The organism is Streptomyces sp. NPDC079020, from assembly GCF_044542225.1.
Classification (GTDB): Bacteria; Actinomycetota; Actinomycetes; order Streptomycetales; family Streptomycetaceae; genus Streptomyces.
The window spans coordinates 364,218-387,812 of sequence record NZ_JBITUB010000008.1; the positions used below are offsets into that span (position 1 = coordinate 364,218).

Genomic DNA, 23,595 nt, shown 5'->3' on the forward strand with positions numbered 1-23,595 from the left:
CGGGCCTCTCAGCTGCCCGTGCTGCGGTACGCCCGCAGCCCCGCCCGCCAGGCCAGCCCCGCCGGCACCCAGCACAGCGCCGCCACCACCGGCGGCAGGAACGCCACCCAGCGCGGCAGGTCCAACGGGTACTCCCGGCCCAGCACGTACAGCGCGGGCAGCCAGCTGACGAAGGCCAGCGGCACCACGAACGTGACCCCGCGCACCAGATCCTTCGCGAAGACCGTCGGCGGGTACTGGAGCAGCGTGGTCCCCCCGTACGTGAGGGAGTTCTGCACCTCGGAGGCGTCCTGCGCGAAGAACTGGAACGCCGCCCCCGCCACGAACACCGCGCCGAAGATCGCCGCCCCGCTCAGCACCATCAGCGGCAGCGTCAGCACCTTCAGCGGCGTCCACGCGATGTCCAGCGACATCAGCGCGTACCCGAGCACCAGCAGCCCCTGGGTGACCCGCCCCAGCCTGCGCAGCGCGAACCGGTCCGCCGCCACCTGCGCCAGTACCGGAACCGGGCGCACCAGCAGGGTGTCCAGCGTCCCGTCCCGCACCCGCCTGCCCAGCCGGTCCATCGATCCCAGCGTCAGATCGGCCAGCCCGAACGCGGTCGCCGACGTCCCGTACAGCAGGGCGATCTCGGGCAGCGAGTAGCCGCCCAGCGCGTCGATGTGCGAGAACATCAGCATGAGGGCGACGAAGTCGAACGCCGTCACCGCGAAGTTCCCGAACGTCGTCATGACGAACGAGGCGCGGTACGCCATCGTCGAGCGCAGCCACATCGCCACGATCAGCCCGTACGCCCGGAGCCCGTCGGCCATCACCCGGGCCCGTCCCGCGAAACCGGCCGAGGACCCGCCCGGGAACGCCGCCCACGGCTCCCGCGACGCGGCCCCGTCCGGCTCCGCCCCGGAATCCTCGGCCACCGCCGTATCAGCCACCCTGAACCACCACCCTCCTGGTCGCCACGGTCTGCATCAGCCGCCCCGCCCCCAGCAGGGCCACCGCCCAGCCGGCCTGGAAGGCGTACGCCCGCACCAGCCCCCACCCCGTGTGCTTGCCGAGGAACACATCAGCGGGCACCTGGAGCAGCGAGGACCAGGGCAACGCCCGCGCCACCTCGCCCAGCGCCCCGGGGAACAGGTTCAGCGGCAGCAGCATCCCCGAGAAGAACAGCCCCATCAGCCAGGCGATCTGCATCGCGCCCGCCCCGTCCATCAGCCAGAACGCCGACAGCGAGACCAGGAAGCGCACGGCGAAGCTGACCACCACACCCAGCGCCACCGAGACGAGGAACGCCGGCCAGGTCCACGGCGAGGAGGGCAGGGCCAGATCGAAGGCGAGCGCGCCCAGTGCCATCGGGACGATGCCGCGCCCCAGCAGATGGAACGCCGCCCGGCCCAGGTCACCCGCCAGCCACCACAGCTGGAGGTCGGCGGGCCGGTAGAGGTCGACGGCGATGTCGCCGGTGCGGATGCGCTCCATCAGCTCGTCCTCGAAGCCGCCGCCCATCATGGAGCAGGTCATGAGCAGCGCCTGTCCCAGCCACACGTAGGTCAGTGCCTGCGAGGTGTCGTAGCCGCCGAGCTGCGGGCGCTCGTCCCACAGCGCCACATAGACGTACGCCATGATGAAACCGAAGACGGTGTTGGTGAACACCCCCGCCGCCGTCGCCATCCGGTAGGTGGCATGACGCCGGAAACCACCGGCCGCCACCACCGCGTAGAGCCGCACGTCTCCCCCATTCCCCGCCGCCACCGGGCTCCGGCACCAAAGCGCACGACCCTAGTGGCGTGCGGGCGAGGTCCGCGACCGCTTTTCCCGTGCCCCCTCCTTGAAGGATGATCCGATGGTTTCCCGGCGAAACGGGCACTATTGGGAGAACCGACCGCGCCCGAGGAGTCACCACCGACATGAACGACGAGCCACAGAACTGGGCCCCGCGCGACCACACAGCCGCCGCGGCCACGCCCGGTCAGGGCGGCGACGGCAGTGGTGCGCCGGGCGCGAAGGGCAGGAAGGGGCGCACGAAGCGCCCCAGGAGGACCGGCTGGCGCCGCATCATTCCCACCTGGCGCATGGTGCTCGGCACCGTACTCGGCATCGCCCTGCTGCTCGTCGGCGGCTTCATCGCCGGGTACCAGATCGTCGACATCCCCGCCGCCAACGCGAGCGCCACCGCGCAGTCCAATGTCTACCTCTACAAGGACGGCAGCGTCATCGCCCGCGACGGCGAGGTCAACCGGGAGAACGTCCGGCTCTCGCAGGTCCCCCTCACCGTCCAGCACGCCGTGCTCGCCGCCGAGGACCGGGACTTCTACTCCGAGCGGGCCGTGGACGTGAAGGCGATGGTCCGCGCCGGCTGGAACACGCTCACCGGGAAGGGCAAGCAGGGCGGCTCGACCATCACGCAGCAGTACGTCAAGAACTACTACCTCGGCCAGGAGCAGACCGTCGTCCGCAAGGCCAAGGAGTTCTTCATCGCGGTCAAGCTCAACCGCGAGGAGAGCAAGGACCAGATCTTCGAGGGCTACCTCAACACCAGCTACTTCGGCCGCAACGCCTACGGCATCCAGGCCGCCGCCCAGGCGTACTACGGCAAGAACGTCGAGGAGCTCACCACCGGTGAGGGGGCCTATCTCGCCTCGCTGCTGAACGCCCCCAGCGCGTACGACGTGGTCGTCCACCCCGAGAACAAGCCCGCCGCCCTCGGCCGCTGGAACTACGTCCTGGACGGCATGGTCAAGGAGGACTGGCTCAGCAGCGCCGAACGCGAGGCGACCGAGTTCCCCGTGCCCGGCAAGGCCAAGCCCGCCACCGGGCTCTCCGGACAGCGCGGCTATCTCGTCCAGGCCGTCGAGGACTACCTCACGGGCAACGGGATCATCGACGAGAAGACCCTCGCGACCGGCGGCTACCGCATCACCACCACGCTGGAGAAGAAGAAGCAGAACGCGCTGGTCAAGGCCGTCGACTCCCAGGTGATGTCCAAGACCAGCGACGAACGGCCCGCCGACCGGAACGTGCGCGTCGGCGGTGCCTCCATCGACCCCGGCAGCGGCGAGGTCGTCGCCATGTACGGCGGCATCGACTACACCAAGCAGTACGTCAACAACGCCACCCGCCGCGACTACCAGGTCGGCTCCACCTTCAAGCCGTTCGTCTTCACCTCCGCCGTGGCCAACGGCTCCACCACCCTCGACGGGCGGCGCATCACCCCCAACACCGTCTACGACGGCACCAACAAGCGCACCGTCCAGGGCCGCGACGGCTCCACCGGTTACGCCCCGGCCAACGAGGACGACGTCAGCTACGGCCCCGTCACCGTCCGCACGGCCACCGACAAGTCCGTCAACGCCGTCTACGCACAGATGGCCCAGGACGTCGGCCCCGGCAAGGTCAAGGACACCGCCGTCGCCCTCGGCATCCCCGAGAACACCCCCGACCTCACCGCGTCCCCCTCCATCGCGCTGGGCCCCGCGACCGCCAGCGTCCTCGACATGACCGAGGCGTACGCCACCCTGGCCAACCACGGCAAGCACGGCGCGTACACCCTCGTCGCCAAGGTCGGCAAGGACGGCGAGGAGATCGCCCTCCCCGTCCGGAACACCAAGCAGACCGTCTCCCGCGAGGCCGCCGACACCACCACCTCGATCCTCCGCAGCGTCGTCGAAGGCGGCACCGGCACCGCCGCCCAGGCCGCCGGCCGCCCCGCCGCGGGCAAGACCGGCACCGCCGAGGAGGACAAGGCCGCCTGGTTCGCCGGGTACACCCCCGACCTCGCGACCGTGGTCGCGGTCATGGGCCAGGACCCCGACACCGGGGCGCAGAAGCCGCTCTACGGCGCGCTGGGACTGCCCCGCGTCAACGGCGGCGGGGCCCCCGCCGCGACCTGGGCCGCCTACACCGGGGCCGCCCTGCGCTCCTCTGACGTCAAGGAATTCGACCTCGACCTGGAGCCCGGCGCGGCGGAGACCGCCCCGCCCGCCGAGGAGGACCCCGGCACCACCGAACCGGCCGAGCCGAGCGACACCCCCTCCAGCACGCCTCCGAGCAGCCCCCCGAGCAGCGCCCCCACCACCCCCGGCCCGACCGACGGCGGTACGGACACGGGCGGTACGGACACCGGCGGCACCACGGGCGGGACCGACGGAGGCACGGACGCCGGCCAGAGCGACGGCGGAACCGGAGGCACCGGGGGCGGGACGGACGGCGGCACCGGCACCACGGGCGGTGACGGGGGCGGCAACGGCGGCTCCATGGAAGGCGCCGGAGGCCCCCGTACGCGCGTCTGACCACGCGTACGGGGGCCTCCCGGCCCTGCCTGTGGGTTTCCCCCGGAGAGATCCCCGGGCTTCCCGGACTCAGTGCCCGGAGGTCGCCTTCAGCCCCACCACGGCGACCAGCAGCAGACACACGAAGAAGATCCGGGCGGCCGTCACCGGCTCATTGAGGATCACCATGCCGAGGACCGCGGCGCCCGCCGCGCCGATACCGACCCAGACGCCGTACGCCGTACCGATCGGCAGCGTCTTCGCCGCATGGGACAGCAACACCATGCTCGCGACGATCCCGAGGCCGGTGAACACGCTCGGCCACAGCCGGGTGAACCCCTCGGTGTACTTCATCCCGATCGACCAGCCCACTTCGAGCAGACCGGCGACGATCAACAGAACCCAGGCCATGACGGCACCTCCGACGCGAACTCGCGAACAAAACACGGGTGCGTCGTCTTTTCCAGCCCGGTACGGCGCGTCTCGTCGGGGTCCCCCCACCGTAGCAAAGAACGCGCAAAAGGCCTGGTGACGCCGGTCACCAGGCCCTTTCGCACATCGTGCGGGGGGGGGTGCCGCGGACGCGGGCTACAGATACAGCCCGGTCGAATCGACCGAACCCTCGAACCGGTCCGCGGCCACGGCGTGCAGATCGCGCTCCCGCATCAGGACGTACGCCACGCCCCGCACCTCGACCTCGGCGCGGTCCTCGGGGTCGTACAGCACCCGGTCCCCCGGCTCGACCGACCGTACGTTCTGTCCGACCGCGACCACCACGGCCCACGCCAGACGCCGGCCCACCGCCGCCGTCGCCGGAATCAGGATGCCGCCGCCGGAGCGCCGCTCGCCCTCGGGCGTATCGGTCCGCACCAGCACGCGGTCGTGCAGCATACGGATGGGCAGCTTGTCGTCGTGGGTGTTGTCGCTCACGACCCGAAACCTACCTGCCCCGCACCGATCCGCACGCCTCCGGGGTAGGGCCCGCTACTTCTTGCCGCGCCGCGAGGACACGGCGAGCAGCCCGACCACACCGACGACCAGCAGCGCCGCCGGGATCACCCGCTCCAGACGCGGCGTACCGTCCTGCGACACGAACTGGGCCTTCACGTCCGACACCGACCGGTTCACCGCGACGAACGCGCGCCCGGCCGTCCGGTCGACCGACTGGGCCACCTTGGCCTTCGCGTCGCCGATGATCGTCTTCGGGTGCACCCGCACCCCGATCTCGTCGAGCACCACCGCGAGCTGCTCACGCCTGGTGATGATGTCCGCCTCGATCTGCGCAGGGGTCCTGGCATCCGACACTGCGCCGCCTCCGTGGTCGTCGTCCGGTAAACCTTCATCGACAGTCTGTCAGCTCGACCGCCCGGACACCCGGCGGCACCCCTATTACGCTCGGTCCCGTACACCCCACGTACCACTTGAGGAGAACCATGAGCGAGCGACTCCAGCCCGGTGACACCGCCCCCGCCTTCACGCTCCCCGACGCCGACGGCAACGAGATCTCGCTCGCGGACCACAAGGGCCGCAAGGTCATCGTGTACTTCTACCCGGCCGCCCTGACCCCCGGCTGCACCAAGCAGGCCTGCGATTTCACCGACAATCTGGACCTGCTGGCCGAGGCCGGGTACGACGTCATCGGTGTCTCCCCCGACAAGCCCGAGAAGCTCGCGAAGTTCCGTGAGAAGGAGAACCTGAAGGTCACCCTGGTCGGCGACCCGTCCAAGGAGACCCTTGAGGCGTACGGTGCCTTCGGCGAGAAGAAGCTCTACGGCAAAGTGGTGACGGGCGTCATCCGCTCGACCGTTGTCATCGACGAGCAGGGCAAGATCGAGCACGCCTTCTACAACGTCAAGGCGACCGGTCATGTAGCCAAGATCATCAGGGATCTGGGTATCTGACCCCACGCGTAACCGGTCTCACGACGGACGGGAACATGTGAGGGACATCGCAATCGGCCACTGATTCGGTTTGCAGCCGCCATGTCCGCGCAGAAGCCTCTCCTGGAACACCCTCCGAGGAAAGGACCCGGCCATGGCGGCCTCCGACCCCCAGCAGGCGGCCGACCCCGATGCGGTCAAACGTCACCCCGCGCTCTTCCGGGCCGCCCGCAAGCGCCGGAATCCCAGGCTTCGCCGGACCGACATCACGGTCACGGACGACCAGGCGGTCAAGCGTGCGGTGAAAGCGGCCTCGCTCGGTAACGCCATGGAGTGGTTCGACTTCGGTATCTATTCCTATCTGGCCGTCACCATCGGGCATGTCTTCTTCCCGTCCGGGAACGACACCACCCAGCTACTTTCGTCCTTCGCGACCTTCGCCGTGGCCTTCCTCGTTAGGCCACTCGGGGGAATGTTCTTCGGTCCCATGGGCGACAAGGTCGGCCGGAAGAAGGTCCTCGCCCTCACCATGATCCTGATGGCGGTCGGCACCTTCGCGATCGGCCTCATCCCCTCCCACGGCACGATCGGCGTCTGGGCCCCCGCCCTGCTGATCTTCTTCCGGATGCTCCAGGGCTTCTCGACCGGCGGTGAGTACGGCGGTGCCTCGACCTTCATCGCGGAGTACGCCCCCGACAAGCGGCGCGGCTTCTTCGGCAGCTTCCTCGAATTCGGCACCCTCGCCGGCTACGTCGGCGCCGCAGGACTGGTGACCGCGCTGTACGCGCTGCTGGACACCGCCCAGATGGAGTCCTGGGGCTGGCGCATCCCGTTCCTCGTCGCGGGCCCCCTCGGCCTGGTCGGCCTCTATCTGCGGCTGCGGCTCGACGAGACCCCGGCCTTCCAGAAGCTGGAGGGCGGCACCGCCCACGCGAGCGAGGCGGCGGACGGCGTCGAGTCCACCGCCAAGGGCGACCTAGCCAAGATCTTCCGGCAGTACTGGCCGACGCTGATCCTCTGCATCTGCCTGGTCGGCGCGTACAACATCACCGACTACATGCTGCTGTCGTACATGCCGACGTACCTCTCCGACGAGCTCGGCTACAGCGAGACCCACGGGCTGCTGATCCTGCTCGCCGTGATGGTCTTCCTGATGCTGATCATCAACCAGGTCGGCAAGCTCTCCGACCGCTTCGGCCGCAAGCCGCTGCTGATGACCGGCATGCTCGGCTTCCTCTTCCTCTCCCTGCCGTCGTTCCTCCTGATCCGGCAGGGAGGCATCCCCGCCGTCACGATCGGGATGCTGCTGCTGGGCCTGTCCCTGGTCTGCATGCTCGGCACGATGTCCGCGGCGCTGCCCGCCCTGTTCCCCACCCACGTCCGCTACGGCTCCCTGTCGGTGGGCTACAACCTCTCCGCGTCGCTCTTCGGCGGCACGACCCCCCTGATGATCACCGCCCTGATCAGCTGGAGCGGTTCGAACCTGATGCCCGCGTACTACGCGATGGCGGCGGCGCTGGTCGGGGTGATCGCCGTGGCCTGCATGAAGGAAACGGCCCAGCAGCCCCTGGCCGGCTCCCCGCCCTCGGTGGAGACGGAGGCGGAGGCCGCGGAGATCTGCGCGGCCCAGTCACCGGATCCGAAGTTCTGACGCCGCCCCCGGGCCGTCCCCGCGCCCACCGGACCCGGATCGCGGTCCGTTCGTCCGGGGCACGGTCCGGGAGGCGGTGCCGTGCCGGTCCACCGGCGCCGTTATTGCCCGGAGATCCGGCCGCATCCCCTTGTAGACTGCCCCGGACGCGCGAGTGCTGGAATTGGTGAGACAGGCTGGTTTTAGGTACCAGTGCCCTAGCGGCGTGAGGGTTCGAGTCCCTCCTCGCGCACCGTCGTCACAGGCCCGGCCCGCCCTTCGGGGCGGACCGGGCCTGTCGCGTTCACGGCGGGGCGCTCAGCCCACCAGCTCCCGGACCACCGGGACCAGCGCCCGGAACGCCTTGCCCCGGTGGCTGATCGCGTTCTTCTCCGCGGGGGACAGTTCCGCGCAGGTACGGGACTCGCCCTCGGGCTGGAGGATCGGGTCGTAGCCGAAGCCGTTCGTGCCCGACGGGGTGTGGCGCAGGGTGCCCGGGAGGCGGCCCACGACCACGCGTTCCCTGCCGTCGGGGAGGGCCAGCGCGGCGGCGCAGGCGAAGTGGGCGCCGCGGTGTTCGGGGGCGATGTCGGCGAGCTGGGCCAGGAGCAGCTCCAGGTTGGCCCGGTCGTCGCCGTGGGTGCCGGACCAGCGGGCCGAGAAGATGCCGGGGGCGCCGCCGAGGACGTCGACGCAGAGGCCGGAGTCGTCGGCGACGGCCGGGTGGCCGGTGGCCCTGGCGAGGGCGTGGGCCTTGAGGAGGGCGTTCTCGGCGAAGGTGACGCCGGTCTCCTTGACGTCGGGGATCTCGGGGTACGCGTCCGCGCCGACGAGGTCGTGGGCAAGGCCCGCGTCGGCGAGGATCGCGTGGAGTTCGGTGATTTTCCCGGCGTTGCGGGTGGCGAGGATCAGGCGGGTCATGCCCCGATTATCGCCGCGGGCGGCAGGACGGCCCACGGGGCCCGTCTCCGGTCTCAGGACGTGCAGACGTTGCCGATCTCGGTGGCGGCGTCGGTGACCGGCGAGATGTCGGGGGTGGCATCGCCCTTCTCGATGGCGTCACGGACGTTGGTGACTCCGGCCTGGAGGTCGTCGACGGCCTTGCCGAGGTCGGCGTTGTCCGTGGTGTCGCCGAGGTTCTTCAGTTCCTTGTCGATCTCGTCGAGGGCCTCGGAGGCCTGTGTCGGGTCGTCGGAGGCGCTGGAGATGGCCTGCTGGAGGTTGCTGACGCTGGTGGCGATGGCGTCGGCGGTACGGACGCAGTCGATGGCCTTGTCGACGGCGCCGCAGCCGGCCGCGGCGGTGAGGGTCAGCAGGGCGGCGGTGACGGCGAGTGCGGTGCGGTGGTGGCGGCGCGAAGCCATGGTGCGGTCCCTCCCCGGGGTCGATACGTGGACGGGCGCACGGTTCGACCCGTGCGCCCGTGTACGTAACGACGCTCTGTGGTGCGTACTTGGTTGCTTCTTTACCCGCCCGATGCGCCCGGTTACTCGCCGGAGGTGCGGGCGAGTGCCTCGTTCTGGAGTGCGGCGAGGTCCACGCAGCCGGCGGTGGCGAGGTCCAGGAGGGAGCCCAGTTCCGTGCGGTCGAAGGGCGCGGCCTCCGCGGTGCCCTGGACCTCGACGAAGCGGCCGTCGCCGGTGCAGACGACGTTCATGTCGGTGTCGGCGCGGACGTCCTCCTCGTAACAGAGGTCCAGGAGCGGGACGCCGTCGACGATGCCGACGCTGATGGCGGCGACGGTGTCGGTGAGCGGCTTGCGGCCGTGCTTGACGATCTTCTTGCCCTGGGCCCAGGCGACGGCGTCGGCGAGGGCGACATAGGCGCCGGTGATGGCGGCGGTACGGGTGCCGCCGTCGGCCTGGAGGACGTCGCAGTCCAGGACGATGGTGTTCTCGCCGAGGGCCTTGTAGTCGATGACGGCGCGCAGCGAGCGGCCGATCAGACGGCTGATCTCGTGGGTCCGGCCGCCGATCTTGCCGCGGACGGATTCGCGGTCGCCCCGGGTGTTGGTGGAGCGGGGCAGCATGGAGTACTCGGCGGTGACCCAGCCTTCACCGCTGCCCTTGCGCCAGCGCGGGACGCCTTCGGTGACGGAGGCGGTGCAGAAGACTTTGGTGTCGCCGAAGGAGATGAGGACTGAGCCCTCGGCGTGCTTGCTCCAGCCGCGTTCGATGGTGACGGGGCGGAGCTGTTCGGGGGTGCGGCCGTCGATGCGAGACATGGCGTCGACTTTATCCGCTGGCGGCGGGGCTCCGTTCGGGTGGGAAGGAAGCTTCCGGCCGGGCGGTACGGCGGGGACGGGAGGAACGCCCGGGAGCGACGCGGGCCCTGCTCCCCCCAGGGAGGAGCGGGGCCGCGGGCGCGGACCGGACCCGGACGGTCAGGGGTGGGGCCGTCGTCCTGTCACGCGGTCGTGCCGTGGTGCGCGCACCGGGGCGCAGCGGTCACATCATGTCTTCGATGTCGGCGGCGATCGGGTCCGCGTCGGTACCGATGACGACCTGGATCGCGGTGCCCATCTTCACGACGCCGTGCGCACCGGCCGCCTTGAGGGCTGCCTCGTCGACCTTGCTGGGGTCATGGACCTCGGTGCGGAGGCGGGTGATGCAGCCTTCGATCTCGTCGATGTTCTCGATGCCGCCGAGCCCGGCGACGATCTTCTCAGCCTTGGTGGCCATGTGCTTCTCCCTGGATTTCGCATGCTTCCGGCGCCCACCACTGGGTCCGTTTCGTCACGTTAACGCACGGTTGGCCCAACTTCGCAGGCGAGTAACCGAACCATCCCAAAGGATGACGATCACCGGCGCCCTGTCTTCCGGGCGGGCCCCGCACCGTAACGCAACTGGTCTACACCAGTTGCAACGACCGCCAAACGTGACGTGTTCCGGGAGGATGCCGATGAGTACGAGCGCGGCTGCGGCACCGCAGCAGAAGTGGTGGAACGGACCGGTCCAGGGTCTGCAGAAAGTCGGACGGAGCCTTCAGCTCCCCGTGGCCGTCCTCCCGGCGGCCGGCCTGCTGGTCAGCCTCGGCAACCTGTTCAACTCGTATCTGCACGGCGACTTCTGGGACAAGACCTCAAGGGTCCTGCTCAACGGCGGAAACGCCATCCTCGACGGCACCACCGGCCTGCCCCTGCTGTTCTGCATCGGTGTGGCCATCGGCTTCGCGAAGAAGGCGGACGGCTCGACGGCGCTGGCCGCGGTGGTCGGCTTCCTCGTCTACCGGGGCGTGCTCGGCGCCTTCCCCGTCGACGACTCGGTGACCGAGGCGATGCCCAACGGCACCCCGCAGAACCCCGGCGTACTCGGCGGCATCCTCATCGGCCTGCTCACCGCCGTGGTCTGGCAGCGCTACCACCGCACCAAACTGGTGGACTGGCTGGGCTTCTTCAACGGGCGCCGTCTGGTTCCGATCCTGATGGCGTTCCTCTGTGTGGTCCTGGGCGTGCTGTTCGGCCTGCTGTGGCAGCCGGTCGGTGACGCGCTGACCTGGTTCTCCAAGCAGCTGATCGACCTCGGAGCGTGGGGCTCGGCCATCTTCGGCTTCGCGAACCGGCTCCTGATCCCGATCGGCATGCACCAGTTCCTGAACACCTTCTTCTGGTTCCAGGCGGGCGAGTTCACCGGGGCGGACGGCGTGACGGTGCAGGGAGACATCTCCCGCTTCTTCGCCGAGGACCCGTCGGCGGGACAGTTCACCTCCGGCTTCTTCCCGATCATGATGTTCGGCCTCCCCGCCGCGGCTCTGGCCATCGCCCACACCGCGCGGCCGGAGCGGCGCAAGGAGGTCGCCGGTCTGATGCTGTCCGTGGCGCTCACCTCGTTCGTCACGGGTGTCACCGAGCCGCTGGAGTTCTCGTTCATGTTCGTCGCGCCGCTGCTGTACGGCGTGCACGCCGTCCTCACCGGTGTCTCGATGGGGGTCACCTGGGCGCTGGGGGTGCACGCGGGATTCAGCTTCTCGGCAGGCCTGATCGACTACGTGGTCAACTGGCATCTGGACACGAAACCGTGGCTGATCATCCCCATCGGGCTGTGCTTCGCGGTGATCTACTACGCCATCTTCCGTTTCGCGATCACCAGGTTCAACCTCCAGACCCCCGGGCGCGAACCGGAGGAAGTGGAGAAGGAGATCGAGAAGGACCTCACCAAGTAGCAGAACCTCTCCGGGACTTCGGACCCGGTCACGCAAGGCCCTCGGACCCCGTGGTCCGGGGGCCTTCGGCATGTCACCGAACGTGCCCGATCTGCTACTGCGAAGAAGTGGTAAATCGCAGGTTCCTTATCTCACCCTCACCGTGCTAGAACTGGTCTACACCACCGAGTGGTCCAGACCACGTGGCCATCCGTCGCGTTACTTTTTCGCGGTCGTCCACTACGTGGTCTTCCGCTTCGCGATCACCAAGTTCAACCTGCCGACCCCGGGCCGTGAGTCGGACGAGGAGCTCGCCGAGATCCTCAAGGCCGAGGCGAAGTAGGACCGGCCGGATCCCGGCCGCCGCCCGGCACCGAAGCCCCCGCCCTCCCCACGGAGGACGGGGGCTTCGCGCCGTCCGTGGGGAGGGCGGGGGCCCGCGGGCCGGTGTGCCCCGCCGCTCTCAGATCTCGTACACCGCGCCGGGGGCGGCCACCGCCACCGGGCCTCGGTAGACCGCGCGGGCGTCGGCGACGTTGCGGGCGGCGTCGGTCCACGGCGGGATGTGCGTGAGGACGAGGCGTCCCGCCCCGGCGCGGGCGGCGCACTCACCGGCCTCCCGGCCGTTGAGGTGGAGGTCCGGGATGTCCTCCTTGCCGTGCGCGAACGAGGCTTCGCAGAGGAACAGGTCCGCGCCCTCGGCGAGTTCGTCCAGGGCCTCGCAGGTCCCCGTGTCGCCGGAGTAGGTGAGGGTGCGGCCGCCGTGTTCGACGCGGATGCCGAAGGTCTCGACGGGGTGGCAGACCTTCTCCGTACGCACCGAGAACGGGCCGATCTCGAACGAACCCGACTTGAGCGTGTGGAAGTCGAACACCTCGCCCATCGCCCCGTCGGACGGGGTGTCGCCGTGCGCGGTGGTCAGCCGCTGCTCGGTGCCGTCGGGGCCGTAGACCGGGAGCGGGACGGGGCGCCCGCCGTCGTGCCGGTAGTAGCGCACGACGAAATAGGCGCACATGTCGATGCAGTGATCGGCATGCAGATGGCTGAGAAAGATCGCGTCGAGGTCGTAGAGGCCGACGTGGCGCTGCAGCTCGCCGAGGGCTCCGTTGCCCATGTCGAGGAGCAGCCGGAAGCCGTCGGCCTCTACGAGGTAGCTGGAGCATGCCGAACCCGCGGACGGGAAGGAGCCGGAGCAGCCGACGACGGTGAGCTTCATGGAACGTGAACCTCCGAGACGTGGGAACGGGGAGGGTTCGTGCGGTCGTGCGGTTCATTTGAGCGGTTCGTCGAGCGTAAGGTGCGAAACCGCTGGTCGCTCCTCTGCGGCCTGCCGTTGTGGGGGAACTCACCTGCTCTGTCACCGGTTCGATGGAAGGCCGCCGGGGACCGCGGCCCGGTGGGCCCGTAGGGGCGCCGGTACGGTCGGGGGATGAACACGTCCCTGTGGGTGGCACTGGCCGCCGTGGTCCTGCTCGCACTCGTCGCCGCGGTGGTGGACGGGCGGGGCCGGTCGGGCCGGCGGCCGGGCGGGCGCGGTGCGGGCAGGGAACGCGCCGGGGCCGGCGGGGGCCGCGGGGCACAGCGGCCCGGCGGGCGGACACGGCCGCCGGGGAAGCCCTCGGCGCCGGGGCGCGGAACGGGCGGTGGGGGCGGCCGGACACCGCGGCCGGGCGAGATCTGGTGGGCCGACGTGCCGTTCGAGGACGGGCCGGGGTCGAAGGACCGGCCGTGCCTGGTGCTCTCGGTCCGGGGTGAACGGGCGGTCGTCGCCAAGATCACCAGCAAGCATCACGAGGAACGGCCCGGGGTGATCGCGCTGCCGCCCGGGACGGTGGGCGACCCGCGGGGACGGACGAGCTTCCTGGAGACGGACGAGCTGCGGGAAGTGGCGGTACGGGGATTCCGGCGGCGGGTGGGCGGCGTGGACCCGCGGGTGTGGGAGCGGGTACGGGGGCTGGGGTGACGGGCGGGCCCACCGGGGGCGCCCCCGGCGGGCCCCTCCCCTGCCCGCCCTTCCCGGAACCGGGTGCTCGGCCCCGGGACCCCCGCTGCTCGAACGCCGGAGAGGCCGGAATCTCCGGACCGGCTGCCCTCGGCCGCCGCAGGGGCCGGGCCCCTCAGGCCCAGAGCTGGCCGTGCAGCGTTTCGATGGCGGCTTCCGTGGTGGGCGCGGTGTAGACGCCCGTGGACAGATACTTCCAGCCGCCGTCCGCGACGACGAACACGATGTCCGCGCTCTCCCCCGCCTTGACCGCCTTGTTGCCGACACCAATCGCCGCGTGGAGCGCGGCGCCCGTGGAGACGCCCGCGAAGATGCCTTCCTGCTGGAGGAGTTCGCGGGTACGGGCGACCGCGTCGGCCGAGCCGACCGAGAAGCGGGTGGTCAGCACCGAGGCGTCGTACAGCTCGGGGACGAAGCCCTCGTCGAGGTTGCGGAGGCCGTAGACGATGTCGTCGTACCGGGGTTCGGCGGCGACGATCCGGACGTCCGGCTTCTTCTCGCGGAGGTAGCGGCCCACGCCCATGAGGGTGCCGGTGGTGCCCAGGCCCGCGACGAAGTGCGTGACGGTCGGGAGGTCGCTGAGGATCTCCGGGCCGGTGGTGGCGTAGTGGGCGCCCGCGTTGTCCGGGTTGCCGTACTGGTAGAGCATGACCCAGTCGGGGTGCTCGGCCGACAGCTCCTTGGCGACGCGGACGGCCGTGTTGGAGCCGCCCGCGGCCGGGGAGGAGACGATCTCGGCGCCCCACATGGCGAGCAGGTCGCGCCGCTCCTGCGAGGTGTTCTCCGGCATGACGCACACGATGCGGTAGCCCTTGAGCTTGGCCGCCATGGCGAGCGAGATGCCGGTGTTGCCGCTGGTCGGCTCCAGGATCGTGCAGCCGGGTGTCAGACGGCCGTCCCGCTCGGCCTGTTCGACCATGTGGAGCGCGGGGCGGTCCTTGACCGAGCCGGTGGGGTTGCGGTCCTCCAGCTTGGCCCAGATACGGACGTCCGCGGACGGGGACAGCCGGGGCAGACGCACCAGGGGTGTGTTGCCCACGGCTGCCAGCGGGGAGTCGTAACGCATCAGCGCATGCCACCGGCGACGGCCGGGAGGATCGTGACGCTGTCGCCGTCGCTCAGCTTGGTGTCGATGCCGTCGAGGAAGCGGACGTCCTCGTCGTTGAGGTAGACGTTCACGAAGCGGCGGAGCTCGCCCCCGTCGACGACACGCTCGCGGATGCCCTGGTGGCGGCTGTCCAGGTCGACGAAGAGGTCGGCGAGCGTCGCCCCGCTGCCTTCGACCGCCTTGGCGCCGTCGGTGTAGGTGCGGAGGATGGTCGGAATGCGGACCTCGATGGCCATGGCGTGGGCTCCTGTCGGATGCGGGGAAGTGGCGTGGGGCGCGCGTTTCCGCCCCCGCGCTGGGGGGGTGGGGCGTGTGGGTGGCGCTCGGACCGCGGCTCAGGCCGTGCGGCTCACGGGCAGGCGTCAGCCGGGACAGATCGCGCTGGAAAGCCTGCACAGGTCGACGTGCAGCCGCGCGACGAGCAGCGTGCCCGGCGTCTTGATGCTCACGTCATGGGGAACCATGCGGTCATCGTATCGATTCCCGGCCGGAAATCCGGAGTGTGATCTCGCATGGTGGATGACAGACGTTCACTATGCGGAACGGGTGCCCTCGCCCGGGAGGTAGACGACGGTCGGGGCGCCCGTCGTGGGGTGGGTGGTGACCTCCGCGGTCACTCCGTAGACGTCGGCCAGCAGGTCCGGGGTGAGGACCTCGGCGGGGGTGCCCGAGGCGACGACCCGGCCGGCCCGCAGGACGTAGAGGCGGTCGCAGTAGTACGCGGCGAGGTTCAGGTCGTGCAGGGCCAGGAGGTTCGTCGTGCCGAGTCCGCGGACCAGCGAGAGGATCTCCAGCTGGTAGCGGATGTCCAGATGGTTGGTGGGTTCGTCCAGGACGATGAGGGACGGCTCCTGGACGAGCGTCCGGGCGACCAGCGCGCGCTGGCGCTCGCCGCCGGAGAGGGAGGCGAACGCACGGGACGCGAGTGCGCCGATGCCGACCCGGTCGAGGGCCGCGGCCGCCAGTTCGGTGTCGGCGGCGGTGTCCGCCTCCCAGAAGCGTTTGTGCGGGGCCCGGCCCATGGCGACGACCTGCGCGACGGTCAGTTCGAAACCGGCCTGGCCGTCCTGCGGGACGGTGGCGATCCGCCGGGCGCGGGCCTTGACGGGGAGGCGGGCGAGGTCGTCGCCGTCGAGCAGGACCCGGCCGTGGGTGGGGCGCAGGGTTCCGTACACACAGCGCAGCAGGGTGGTCTTGCCGCTGCCGTTGGGGCCGACGAGGCCGACCGTCTCACCGTCGGCGGCGGTCAGGTCGACGGAGTCCACGAGGTGCCGGCCGCCGGTCCCGTACGAGAGGCCTTCGGTACGCAGACTGGTCATGCGGGAACTCCTTCGGGGCGAAGGCCGGTCATGCCGGGGCTCCTTCGGGGCGGCGGCGGAGCATCCAGAGGAAGAACGGGCCGCCGGTCAGGGCGGTGAGGACGCCGACCGGGATGTCCTGGGGAGCGGCGACCGTGCGCGCGGCCAGATCGGCCAGGACCAGGAAGACCGCGCCGCCCAGCGCGGCGACCGGGAGCAGGGCCCGATGGCCCGCGCCGACGGCCATCCGGGCCATGTGCGGCACCATCAGGCCGACGAATCCGATCGCCCCGCTGTAGGCGACGAGGGCGCCGGTGAGCAGGGAGGCGAGGACGAAGACACCGGCCCGGAAGCGTGCGGTGTCGAGCCCGAGGACGGTGGCACCCTCCTCGCCGACGAGCAGCAGGTCGAGCGGACGGGCGAGGGTGAGGAGCAGCGCCGTACCCGCGACGAGGACGGCCGAGGGGAGCGCGAGCATGTCCCAGCGCGCGGCGCCGAGCCCGCCGAGGGTCCAGTAGAGGACTTCCTGGAGGTGGTCGGCGCGGGCGGAGGTGACCAGGATGAGGCTGGTGAGGGCGGAGAGGATGTAGGAGACGGCGACTCCGGCCAGCACGAGCCGGTTGGTGGTGAGGCCGGATCCGCCGCGGGCCAGGGTGTAGACGAGCAGGAGTGAGGCGAGCGCGCCCGCGAAGGCGGCGGCCGGGATGGTGACGGTGGTGGCGAGGCCCGCGCCGACGCCGAGGACGATCACGAGGACCGCTCCGGTGGAGGCTCCGGAGGAGACGCCCAGGAGGAACGGGTCGGCGAGCGGATTGCGCACGAGCGCCTGGAGGACGGTGCCGACCACGGCGAGTCCGGCGCCGACGACGACGCCGAGCAGGACCCGGGGCAGCCGGACGTCGAGGACGATCGTACGGAACGGGCTCGGGCCGGCCCGCCCGGTCAGGATGTCCAGGACCTGGCCGGGCGGGATGCGGACGGAGCCGAGGGCGAGCGCGGCGAGGACGGCGGCCCCGAGGACGACGGCGAGGGCGCCGAGGACCAGGGCGCAGCGCAGCCGGCGCGGCGCGGCTGGGGTGCGGCAGCTCACGGTGCGGTGGCCGGGTCCGTGGCTTCCTTCGTGGGTGAGTCCCCGGGTATCTCCGGGTGCAGCTGGGCGGCGAGCTTGCCGACCGCCGCGGGGGCGCGCACGCCGAGCACCGCGTCGGAGAGCGGGAGGACGGCGAAGCGCTTGTTCCTGATCGCGGGGACGTCGGCGAGTGCCGGGTCCTCCAGGAGGCGCTTCTTCTTCTGGGCGACGGTGGTGGAGCCGTAGTCGTAGATGACGATGACGTCGGGCTTGCGTGCGACGACGTTCTCCCACGAGGCGTCGCCGAACGGCTTGTCGAGGTCGGCGAAGACATTGCGGCCGCCGGCCCGGGTGATCAGCTCGTTGCCGATGCCCTTGCCGCCCGCGGTGAACGCGGTCTTGTCGCCGCTGTCGTAGACGAAGACGGAGACCGGCCGGGCGGACTTGAGCCGCTCGGCCGCGGCGGCGTTGGCGGCCTTCGCCTCCTCGATCCACGCGTCGGCGCGCGCAACGACGCCGAAGGTGCGGCCGACCTCGCGGACCTCCTGGTAGAGGGTCTCCATCGCGGTCGCGTCCCTGGCGCAGTACTCGGTGTTGAGCCGGGTGTCGATGCCGGACTTCTTCAGCGCCTCGCGGCTGCGGCCGTCGCCCGCGGTGAACGCGGTGGAGTAGCCGCCGTAGACGAAGTCGGGGTCGGCGGCGAGCAGCTTCTCGTACGAGGGGTACTCCCCGGCCAGGACCGGGATGGCCTCGTACCGGTCCTCGTACTCCGGCAGGACCTTGTCGTCGAGGTAGGCGGTGCCGACCATGGACTTGGCGAGCCCCAGTTCCAGCATCACTTCGGTGACGTGCTGGTTCATGGTGACGGCACGCTTCGGCGGCGCCTTGTACGTCGTGGTGACACCGCAGTTCGTGACGGTGTACGGGAAGCCCTCGGCGGAGGGTCCGGTGGCCTCGGCCGAGCCCGCGGAGCCGTTGTCGGCGTCCGTGGCGGAGCAGGCGGTGAGGGCGAGCGGGAGCAGCACGGCGGCGGCTATGAGCGCGGGGGTGCGCCGGGACATGGCAGGGCCTCTCCGGGGGATTTCCGCGTCCCCTGGTCGGTGCGAGAAGGCGGCAGGCCAGTTCCTGACTGCCGAGCCCCGGTCCTGGTGGACGGGGTTCGGTCACAGTGGCGGGACCGTGCCGGACTTGCACCGGCTTCCTGGTTCCTGCCGCCCCTTGGGTCTGGGTGCAGTGTGCCAGACCTGATCGCGACGCAGGCGGGGCGACCCTCGGCGGGTGTCCCCTCGGGCGTCCTTCAGCAGGCGTCGACGACCTTGACGTCCTCTTCGGTGATCTCGCCGTCCACGATGCGGAACGAGCGGAACTGGAAGGGGCCCGCGTCGTCGGTGTCCGCGGTGGAGACGAGGACGTAGTGGGCGCCGGGTTCGTTGGCGTACGTCACATCGGTGCGGGAGGGGTAGGCCTCGGTCGCCGTGTGCGAGTGGTAGATGATCACGGGCTCCTCGTCGCGGTCGTCCAGGTCGCGGTAGAGCTTGAGGAGGTCGGCCGAGTCGAACTCGTAGAACGTGGGCGAGCGGGCGGCGTTGAGCATGGGGATGAAACGTTCGGGCCGTCCCGTTCCGGCCGGTCCCGCGACGACTCCGCACGCCTCGTCGGGGTGGTCCGCGCGGGAGTGGGCCACGATCCGGTCGTGGAGCTCCTTGGTGATGGTCAGCATGGCGCCCAGGATAGGACCGGCCTCCCGGGCAACGGACCCGCCCGTACCGGGGAGTGGTACGGGCGGGTCCGCATGCCGGACGCTCCGGCTCGGGCGGCCGCGGGTGTCAGCTCTTGATGAACGCCGTGTTGCCGGGGTTGCGGGCCTTGAGCACCAGATACGAGACGCCGAGGATCAGGGCCCAGACCGGTGCGCAGTACAGCGAGACCCGGGCGTCCTTGTCGATGGCCATCATCACGACGACCATGCCGATGAAGCCGAGCGCGAAGACGCTGGTGTACGGGGCTCCGGGCGCCTTGAAGGCGGACTGCGGGAGCACCCCCCGGTCGGCCAGCGCGCGGAAGCGGAGCTGGCAGAGCAGGATCATGACCCAGGCCCACATGCCGGAGATGGTCGCGAAGGAGACGACGTAGTTGAACGCCTCGCTCGGCCACTGGTAGTTGATCCAGACGCCGACGAGCATCAGCGCGGCCGAGAACGTGGTGCCGGCGAACGGCAGGCCGTTCCTCGTCAGCCTGGTGAAGGCCTTCGGGCCCTGCCCGTTGAGCGCCAGGTCACGCAGCATGCGGCCGGTGGAGTACATCCCGGAGTTGCAGGAGGAGAGCGCCGCGGTCAGGACGACGAAGTTGACGATCGCCGCCCCCGCCACGAGGCCCATCTCCTCGAAGGTCTTCACGAACGGCGAGACGCCCGGCTTGAACGTGCTCCACGGCACCACCGAGAGGATCATGATCAGCGCGCCGACGTAGAAGACGGCGATGCGCCACGGCACGGTGTTGATGGCCTTGGGCAGGACGGTCGTGGGGTCCTTGGACTCGCCCGCGGTGACGCCGACGAGTTCGACGGCGAGGAAGGCGAACATCACGATCTGGAGGGTCATCAGCGTGCCGGTGATGCCCGAGGGGAAGAATCCGCCGTCGTTCCAGAGATTGGCGACGGTCGCGTTGTCGGCGGCGTCGGAGAAGCCGATCGTGAGGACTCCGGCGCAGATCAGGATCATGCCGATGATCGCGGTGACCTTGACCATCGAGAACCAGAACTCCAGCTCACCGAAGAGCTTCACGGAGATGAGGTTGGCGCCGTACAGAATGAAGGTGAAGACGAGTGCCGACAGCCACTGCGGAATGTTCCACCAGTACGTCATATAGGTGGCGGCGGCGGTGACTTCGGTGATTCCGGTGAAGACCCAGAAGAGCCAGTACGTCCATCCGGTCACGAACCCGAAGAACGGGCCGAGGAATTCCCGCGCGTACTCCGAGAAGGAGCCGGAGACCGGGCGGTACATGAGGAGTTCGCCCAGGGCCCGCATGATGAAGAAGATGACCAGGCCCGCGATCGCGTAGGCCAGGATGAGGCTGGGACCGGCCCGGTCGATGGCTTTGCCCGCACCGAGGAAAAGCCCGGTGCCGATGGCTCCGCCGATGGCGATCATCTGGATCTGGCGGGCACCCAGGCCGCGCCGGTATCCCTCGCCGCTGTTTCCGGCACCCTCGGCATCGTCGCCTGCGTGCCCCTTGTCGACCTGTGCCGATGTCATGTGGTGCGCCTTTCTCCACGCCGATCCGCGCCTTCACAGGCGACGGATCAGTTCCTGATCCCCCCGGATATGGATGGAGTGCCGTCGGCGTTCGGCCGACTTGTAGCGCCCCCGGGAACAGGGATGGCGTCCCCGGGTGGTCGTGAAGATTTATCACGGGCTCCCGGGCGACCCACGGGACATTGTGTGGCGCACACCACAGGAAAAAGCGGACAAGAGTTTCCAGCCGCTGCAAAGTCGACTGTTCGGGTGACGTGATCGTTATTCCGATTTGAGCGTCCGCTGAGCGAGCGCCCCGCAGAACACACGGCAGGACTCACGGCAGGAAGCGCGGCAGGATGCCCCGCGGGACGCGCCGAAGGGCCGCCCCGCGGGACAGCTCCGCAGGACGGCCCTTCGCGTCCGGATTACGGCATCAGCGTCTCGACGAGCGTCTCCTGGAGCGCGCCCAGCCAGAGATAGGCCATCACCATCGGCTTGCGCGGGTCGCTGTCGGAGAGGCGGTAGAGCGAACCCTCCTGCCCCTCGTCCTCGTCGGACACCTCCAGCCGGGTGCCGATGGTGAGCCGCAGGTCGTTCAGGGCGCCGAGCCAGTTGCGGCACTCGTCGGCGGTGAGCGTGAGCACGGCACCGCCCTCCCCCACGGGTGAGAGCCCGTCCAGGGTGCGTACGACGGCGACGGCGTCCTCGCGCTTGCGGGTGCGCAGGTCGTTCTCGGTGTAGCGGCGGAACTCGGCGGACGCCTCGCGCAGCTCCTTGTCCTCGTTCCCGTACGCCTCGGGGAAGAGCCGGGCCAGGGCCGGGTCGGCGGGCGGTTCGCTCGGACCCTCGGCGAAGAGCGCGGCGAGCGGGTCCTCGCCCTCGGCGGGCTCGTCGCCCGGACCGATCAGCTCCAGCAGCTGGACGGCGAGGGAGCGCAGGATGGAGACCTCGACCTCGTCGAGCGCGACGGACGCGCCGCCGCCGGGGGTGGCCTCGAAATGGCCGGCCATGGATTCTCCGATGGTGGGTCGTGCGGGGCAGGGGCGGGACAGCGGCGGATGACGGGCGCGTGGGGCGGGGCCGGCGCGCGGCCCCGTCCCGCCGGCGCGGCCGCCGCCCTAGTTGCGGTCCTGGGTCAGGGTGGCCCAGAGGCCGTAGCCGTGCATGGCCTGGACATCGCGCTCCATCTCCTCGCGGCTTCCGCTGGAGACGACCGCGCGGCCCTTCTGGTGCACATCGAGCATGAGCTTGTGGGCCTTGTCCTTCGAGTAGCCGAAGTAGGCCTGGAAGACATAGGCCACATAGCTCATGAGGTTGACCGGGTCGTTGTGCACCAGCGTCACCCAGGGGACGTCCGGCTCGGGGACCGCGACGGTCTCTTCGGCCGACTCTGGACGTTCGATCTCTACGGGGGCAGCAACGCTCACCTACCCCATGCTGCCACCCGGAAGGGGTCATCGCACAAACGGACCCCACATCTCGTCACTTTGACGAAATAGGGGGTAGCATCCCAGCCATGAACTCAGCGGACCTTGGGCGACGGGTCGGTGTGCCGTCGACCGCACTCTTCACCGACCAGTACGAGCTGACCATGGTGCAGGCCGCCCTGAAGGCCGGCACCGCGGACCGGCGCTCGGTTTTCGAGGCCTTCACCCGGCGGCTGCCGGAGGGGCGGCGCTACGGCGTCGTGGCGGGCACCGGGCGGGTGCTCGACGCCGTGGAGAACTTCCACTTCGACGACGAGATGATCGGCTTCCTGCGCCAGCAGCGCGTCGTCGACGAGCCCACGCTCGAATGGCTGGCCGGTTACCGCTTCAGCGGCGACATCTGGGGCTACCCGGAGGGCGAGGTGTACTTCCCCGGCTCGCCGATCCTGCGGGTGGAGGGCTCCTTCGCCGAGTGCGTGCTGCTGGAGACCGTGATCCTGTCGGTCCTCAACCACGACTCGGCGATCGCCGCGGCGGCCTCCCGGATGTCGGCCGCGGCGGGCGGCCGCGGGCTGATCGAGATGGGCGCCCGCCGCACGCACGAACTGTCGGCCGTCGCCTCGGCGCGCGCCGCGTACGTCGGCGGCTTCGACACCACCTCCGACCTGGCGGCGGGCTTCCGCTACGGCATCCCGACCGTCGGGACCAGCGCCCACGCGTTCACCCTGCTGCACGACAGCGAGCGCGACGCGTTCCAGGCGCAGGTGGACTCGCTCGGCCGCAACACGACACTGCTGGTCGACACGTACGACGTGACCGAGGCGGTCCGTACGGCGGTCGAGATCGCCGGGCCCGAGCTCGGCGCGGTCCGGATCGACTCCGGCGATCTCCTGCTGGTCGCGCACCGGGTACGCCAGCAGCTGGACGAGCTGGGCGCCACCGCGACGAAGATCGTGGTGACCTCGGACCTGGACGAGTACGCCATCGCCTCGCTGGCCGCGGCTCCGGTCGACGCCTACGGCGTGGGCACGCAGCTGGTCACCGGGAGCGGACAGCCGACCTGCTCCATGGTCTACAAGCTGGTCGCCCGCGCCGCCTCCGCCGACCCCGGCGAAACGATGCGGCCGGTCGCGAAGAAGTCGCTCGGCGCGAAGTCGTCGGTGGGCGGACGCAAGTGGGCCGCGCGCCGGCTGGACGAGCACGGGGTGGCCGAGGCCGAGGTGATCGGCACCGGTCCGGTGCCCGAGGAGCTGGCCGGGCGGCAGCTGCTGGTGGAGCTGGTGCGGGGCGGCGAGGTGGTCGCCCGCGAGCCCCTGGAGGCCGCCCGCGAGCGGCATGTGGCCGCGCGGAAGGGGCTGCCGATGTCGGCGATCCAGCTGTCGCGGGGCGAGCCGGTGATCCCGACCGAGTACATCTGACCCGGCGGGCGCGGGCCGGCAGGTGTGAGGCGGCCGGGGCGGGGCAACGGCCCGAGGGGCCGGGATTGCCGGACGGGCTTGATTGTGCCGTCCGAGTCTCTACGCTCGATGGCATCCTG

Annotated in this window: 26 protein-coding genes, 1 tRNA gene, 1 pseudogene and 2 riboswitches; of the genes and pseudogenes, 8 read left to right on the top strand and 20 right to left on the bottom strand. The window is 70.4% G+C overall.

Translation table 11 applies throughout. The features are described 5' to 3' along the window. Positions 1–8: 8 nt before the first annotated feature. Both ACIGJO_RS19620 and ACIGJO_RS19625 read right to left on the bottom strand, forming a co-directional pair. Positions 9–917: an ABC transporter permease gene (locus ACIGJO_RS19620; RefSeq protein WP_399959758.1), complete on the bottom strand. Its 909-nt coding sequence runs from the start codon at positions 915–917 to the stop codon at positions 9–11. A gap of 7 nt (positions 918–924) precedes the next feature. Beyond that, complete coding sequence (locus tag ACIGJO_RS19625; RefSeq protein WP_399959586.1) at positions 925–1,725, bottom strand: ABC transporter permease; 801 nt, start codon at positions 1,723–1,725, stop codon at positions 925–927. A gap of 179 nt (positions 1,726–1,904) precedes the next feature. Here ACIGJO_RS19625 and ACIGJO_RS19630 point away from each other — a divergent pair, with 179 nt between their 5' ends. Further along, positions 1,905–4,286, top strand: coding sequence for a transglycosylase domain-containing protein (locus ACIGJO_RS19630; RefSeq protein ID WP_399959588.1), 2,382 nt, complete (start codon positions 1,905–1,907; stop codon positions 4,284–4,286). Positions 4,287–4,355: 69 nt separating this feature from the next. Here the strand turns inward: ACIGJO_RS19630 and ACIGJO_RS19635 are convergent, their stop codons facing one another. The 3 genes from ACIGJO_RS19635 to ACIGJO_RS19645 all read right to left on the bottom strand — a co-directional run bounded on the left by ACIGJO_RS19635 (position 4,356) and on the right by ACIGJO_RS19645 (position 5,570). After that, positions 4,356–4,676, bottom strand: a complete 321-nt coding sequence (locus tag ACIGJO_RS19635) for a multidrug efflux SMR transporter (RefSeq protein ID WP_266931412.1) — start codon at positions 4,674–4,676, stop codon at positions 4,356–4,358. Positions 4,677–4,713: 37 nt separating this feature from the next. Next, positions 4,714–4,782: riboswitch (guanidine-III (ykkC-III) riboswitch) on the bottom strand. Positions 4,783–4,853: 71 nt separating this feature from the next. After that, the gene (locus ACIGJO_RS19640; RefSeq protein WP_399959590.1) at positions 4,854–5,195 is read right to left on the bottom strand and encodes a GroES family chaperonin; all 342 of its coding nucleotides are present in this window, start codon (positions 5,193–5,195) and stop codon (positions 4,854–4,856) included. A gap of 54 nt (positions 5,196–5,249) precedes the next feature. After that, a complete protein-coding gene (locus ACIGJO_RS19645) occupies positions 5,250–5,570 on the bottom strand; it encodes a DUF3618 domain-containing protein (RefSeq protein ID WP_399959592.1) in 321 nt (106 codons plus the stop codon). Between the two features lie 128 nt (positions 5,571–5,698). Between ACIGJO_RS19645 and bcp the strand changes: the two genes are divergently transcribed. The 3 genes from bcp (at position 5,699) to ACIGJO_RS19660 (ending at position 8,028) form a co-directional block, all read left to right on the top strand. Then, entirely contained in the window at positions 5,699–6,166 is a 468-nt protein-coding gene (gene bcp / locus ACIGJO_RS19650; protein WP_399959594.1) for a thioredoxin-dependent thiol peroxidase, read from the top strand. Between the two features lie 133 nt (positions 6,167–6,299). Next, positions 6,300–7,796, top strand: coding sequence for a glycine betaine/L-proline transporter ProP (gene proP / locus ACIGJO_RS19655; RefSeq protein WP_399959597.1), 1,497 nt, complete (start codon positions 6,300–6,302; stop codon positions 7,794–7,796). Positions 7,797–7,944: 148 nt separating this feature from the next. Then, positions 7,945–8,028: transfer RNA gene (locus tag ACIGJO_RS19660), tRNA-Leu, on the top strand. Positions 8,029–8,093: 65 nt separating this feature from the next. Here the strand turns inward: ACIGJO_RS19660 and rdgB are convergent. From rdgB to ACIGJO_RS19680, 4 genes and pseudogenes are all read right to left on the bottom strand, one after another. After that, positions 8,094–8,696 carry an RdgB/HAM1 family non-canonical purine NTP pyrophosphatase gene (gene rdgB, locus ACIGJO_RS19665; RefSeq protein WP_399959599.1) on the bottom strand — a complete coding sequence of 201 codons (603 nt, stop codon included), beginning with the start codon at positions 8,694–8,696 and terminating at the stop codon, positions 8,094–8,096. Positions 8,697–8,749: 53 nt separating this feature from the next. Further along, positions 8,750–9,139: a hypothetical protein gene (locus tag ACIGJO_RS19670; RefSeq protein ID WP_399959601.1), complete on the bottom strand. Its 390-nt coding sequence runs from the start codon at positions 9,137–9,139 to the stop codon at positions 8,750–8,752. A gap of 122 nt (positions 9,140–9,261) precedes the next feature. Then, positions 9,262–9,999, bottom strand: a complete 738-nt coding sequence (rph, locus tag ACIGJO_RS19675; protein ID WP_399959603.1) for a ribonuclease PH — start codon at positions 9,997–9,999, stop codon at positions 9,262–9,264. Between the two features lie 223 nt (positions 10,000–10,222). Next, positions 10,223–10,468 (bottom strand): annotated as a pseudogene (locus tag ACIGJO_RS19680) (glucose PTS transporter subunit EIIB); the annotation flags it as partial. Between the two features lie 208 nt (positions 10,469–10,676). Here ACIGJO_RS19680 and ACIGJO_RS19685 point away from each other — a divergent pair. Both ACIGJO_RS19685 and ACIGJO_RS19690 read left to right on the top strand, forming a co-directional pair. Then, positions 10,677–11,936, top strand: a complete 1,260-nt coding sequence (locus tag ACIGJO_RS19685) for a PTS transporter subunit EIIC (RefSeq protein ID WP_399959606.1) — start codon at positions 10,677–10,679, stop codon at positions 11,934–11,936. Between the two features lie 142 nt (positions 11,937–12,078). Beyond that, entirely contained in the window at positions 12,079–12,258 is a 180-nt protein-coding gene (locus tag ACIGJO_RS19690; RefSeq protein WP_399959766.1) for a hypothetical protein, read from the top strand. 120 nt (positions 12,259–12,378) lie between these two features. On the opposite strand, the gene ACIGJO_RS19695 is transcribed toward ACIGJO_RS19690, so the two are convergent. Further along, positions 12,379–13,131 carry an MBL fold metallo-hydrolase gene (locus ACIGJO_RS19695; protein ID WP_399959608.1) on the bottom strand — a complete coding sequence of 251 codons (753 nt, stop codon included), beginning with the start codon at positions 13,129–13,131 and terminating at the stop codon, positions 12,379–12,381. Positions 13,132–13,344: 213 nt separating this feature from the next. Here ACIGJO_RS19695 and ACIGJO_RS19700 point away from each other — a divergent pair, with 213 nt between their 5' ends. Continuing rightward, positions 13,345–13,878, top strand: a complete 534-nt coding sequence (locus ACIGJO_RS19700; RefSeq protein ID WP_399959610.1) for a type II toxin-antitoxin system PemK/MazF family toxin — start codon at positions 13,345–13,347, stop codon at positions 13,876–13,878. Positions 13,879–14,032: 154 nt separating this feature from the next. Here ACIGJO_RS19700 and ACIGJO_RS19705 read toward each other — a convergent pair whose 3' ends face one another. The 10 genes from ACIGJO_RS19705 to clpS form a co-directional block, all read right to left on the bottom strand. Further along, positions 14,033–14,983, bottom strand: coding sequence for a PLP-dependent cysteine synthase family protein (locus ACIGJO_RS19705; protein WP_399959612.1), 951 nt, complete (start codon positions 14,981–14,983; stop codon positions 14,033–14,035). Continuing rightward, positions 14,983–15,261: a MoaD/ThiS family protein gene (locus ACIGJO_RS19710; RefSeq protein WP_399959614.1), complete on the bottom strand. Its 279-nt coding sequence runs from the start codon at positions 15,259–15,261 to the stop codon at positions 14,983–14,985. The genes ACIGJO_RS19705 and ACIGJO_RS19710 overlap by 1 nt, the downstream gene beginning before the upstream one ends. Before the next feature lie 126 nt (positions 15,262–15,387). Continuing rightward, positions 15,388–15,489, bottom strand: coding sequence for a putative leader peptide (locus tag ACIGJO_RS19715; RefSeq protein WP_323179689.1), 102 nt, complete (start codon positions 15,487–15,489; stop codon positions 15,388–15,390). A 69-nt stretch (positions 15,490–15,558) separates the two neighbouring features. After that, on the bottom strand, positions 15,559–16,344 hold the full coding sequence (locus ACIGJO_RS19720; protein WP_399959617.1) for an ABC transporter ATP-binding protein: 786 nt from the start codon (positions 16,342–16,344) through the stop codon (positions 15,559–15,561). 28 nt (positions 16,345–16,372) lie between these two features. Continuing rightward, positions 16,373–17,413 carry a FecCD family ABC transporter permease gene (locus tag ACIGJO_RS19725; RefSeq protein ID WP_399959619.1) on the bottom strand — a complete coding sequence of 347 codons (1,041 nt, stop codon included), beginning with the start codon at positions 17,411–17,413 and terminating at the stop codon, positions 16,373–16,375. Next, complete coding sequence (locus ACIGJO_RS19730) at positions 17,410–18,453, bottom strand: ABC transporter substrate-binding protein (RefSeq protein ID WP_399959621.1); 1,044 nt, start codon at positions 18,451–18,453, stop codon at positions 17,410–17,412. The genes ACIGJO_RS19725 and ACIGJO_RS19730 overlap by 4 nt, the downstream gene beginning before the upstream one ends. A gap of 37 nt (positions 18,454–18,490) precedes the next feature. Continuing rightward, positions 18,491–18,655, bottom strand: a riboswitch (cobalamin riboswitch). A 34-nt stretch (positions 18,656–18,689) separates the two neighbouring features. Beyond that, positions 18,690–19,112 (bottom strand): Mov34/MPN/PAD-1 family protein, encoded by a 423-nt coding sequence (locus tag ACIGJO_RS19735; RefSeq protein WP_399959623.1) that lies wholly within the window; start codon positions 19,110–19,112, stop codon positions 18,690–18,692. 106 nt (positions 19,113–19,218) lie between these two features. Next, positions 19,219–20,649 carry an amino acid permease gene (locus ACIGJO_RS19740; RefSeq protein ID WP_399959626.1) on the bottom strand — a complete coding sequence of 477 codons (1,431 nt, stop codon included), beginning with the start codon at positions 20,647–20,649 and terminating at the stop codon, positions 19,219–19,221. A gap of 407 nt (positions 20,650–21,056) precedes the next feature. Further along, positions 21,057–21,641 carry a DUF2017 domain-containing protein gene (locus tag ACIGJO_RS19745; protein ID WP_399959628.1) on the bottom strand — a complete coding sequence of 195 codons (585 nt, stop codon included), beginning with the start codon at positions 21,639–21,641 and terminating at the stop codon, positions 21,057–21,059. A gap of 108 nt (positions 21,642–21,749) precedes the next feature. Then, positions 21,750–22,058: an ATP-dependent Clp protease adapter ClpS gene (gene clpS / locus ACIGJO_RS19750; protein WP_399959630.1), complete on the bottom strand. Its 309-nt coding sequence runs from the start codon at positions 22,056–22,058 to the stop codon at positions 21,750–21,752. Positions 22,059–22,147: 89 nt separating this feature from the next. On the opposite strand from clpS, the gene ACIGJO_RS19755 reads away from it, so the two are divergent. Next, entirely contained in the window at positions 22,148–23,476 is a 1,329-nt protein-coding gene (locus ACIGJO_RS19755) for a nicotinate phosphoribosyltransferase (RefSeq protein ID WP_399959632.1), read from the top strand. Positions 23,477–23,595 lie beyond the last annotated feature (119 nt).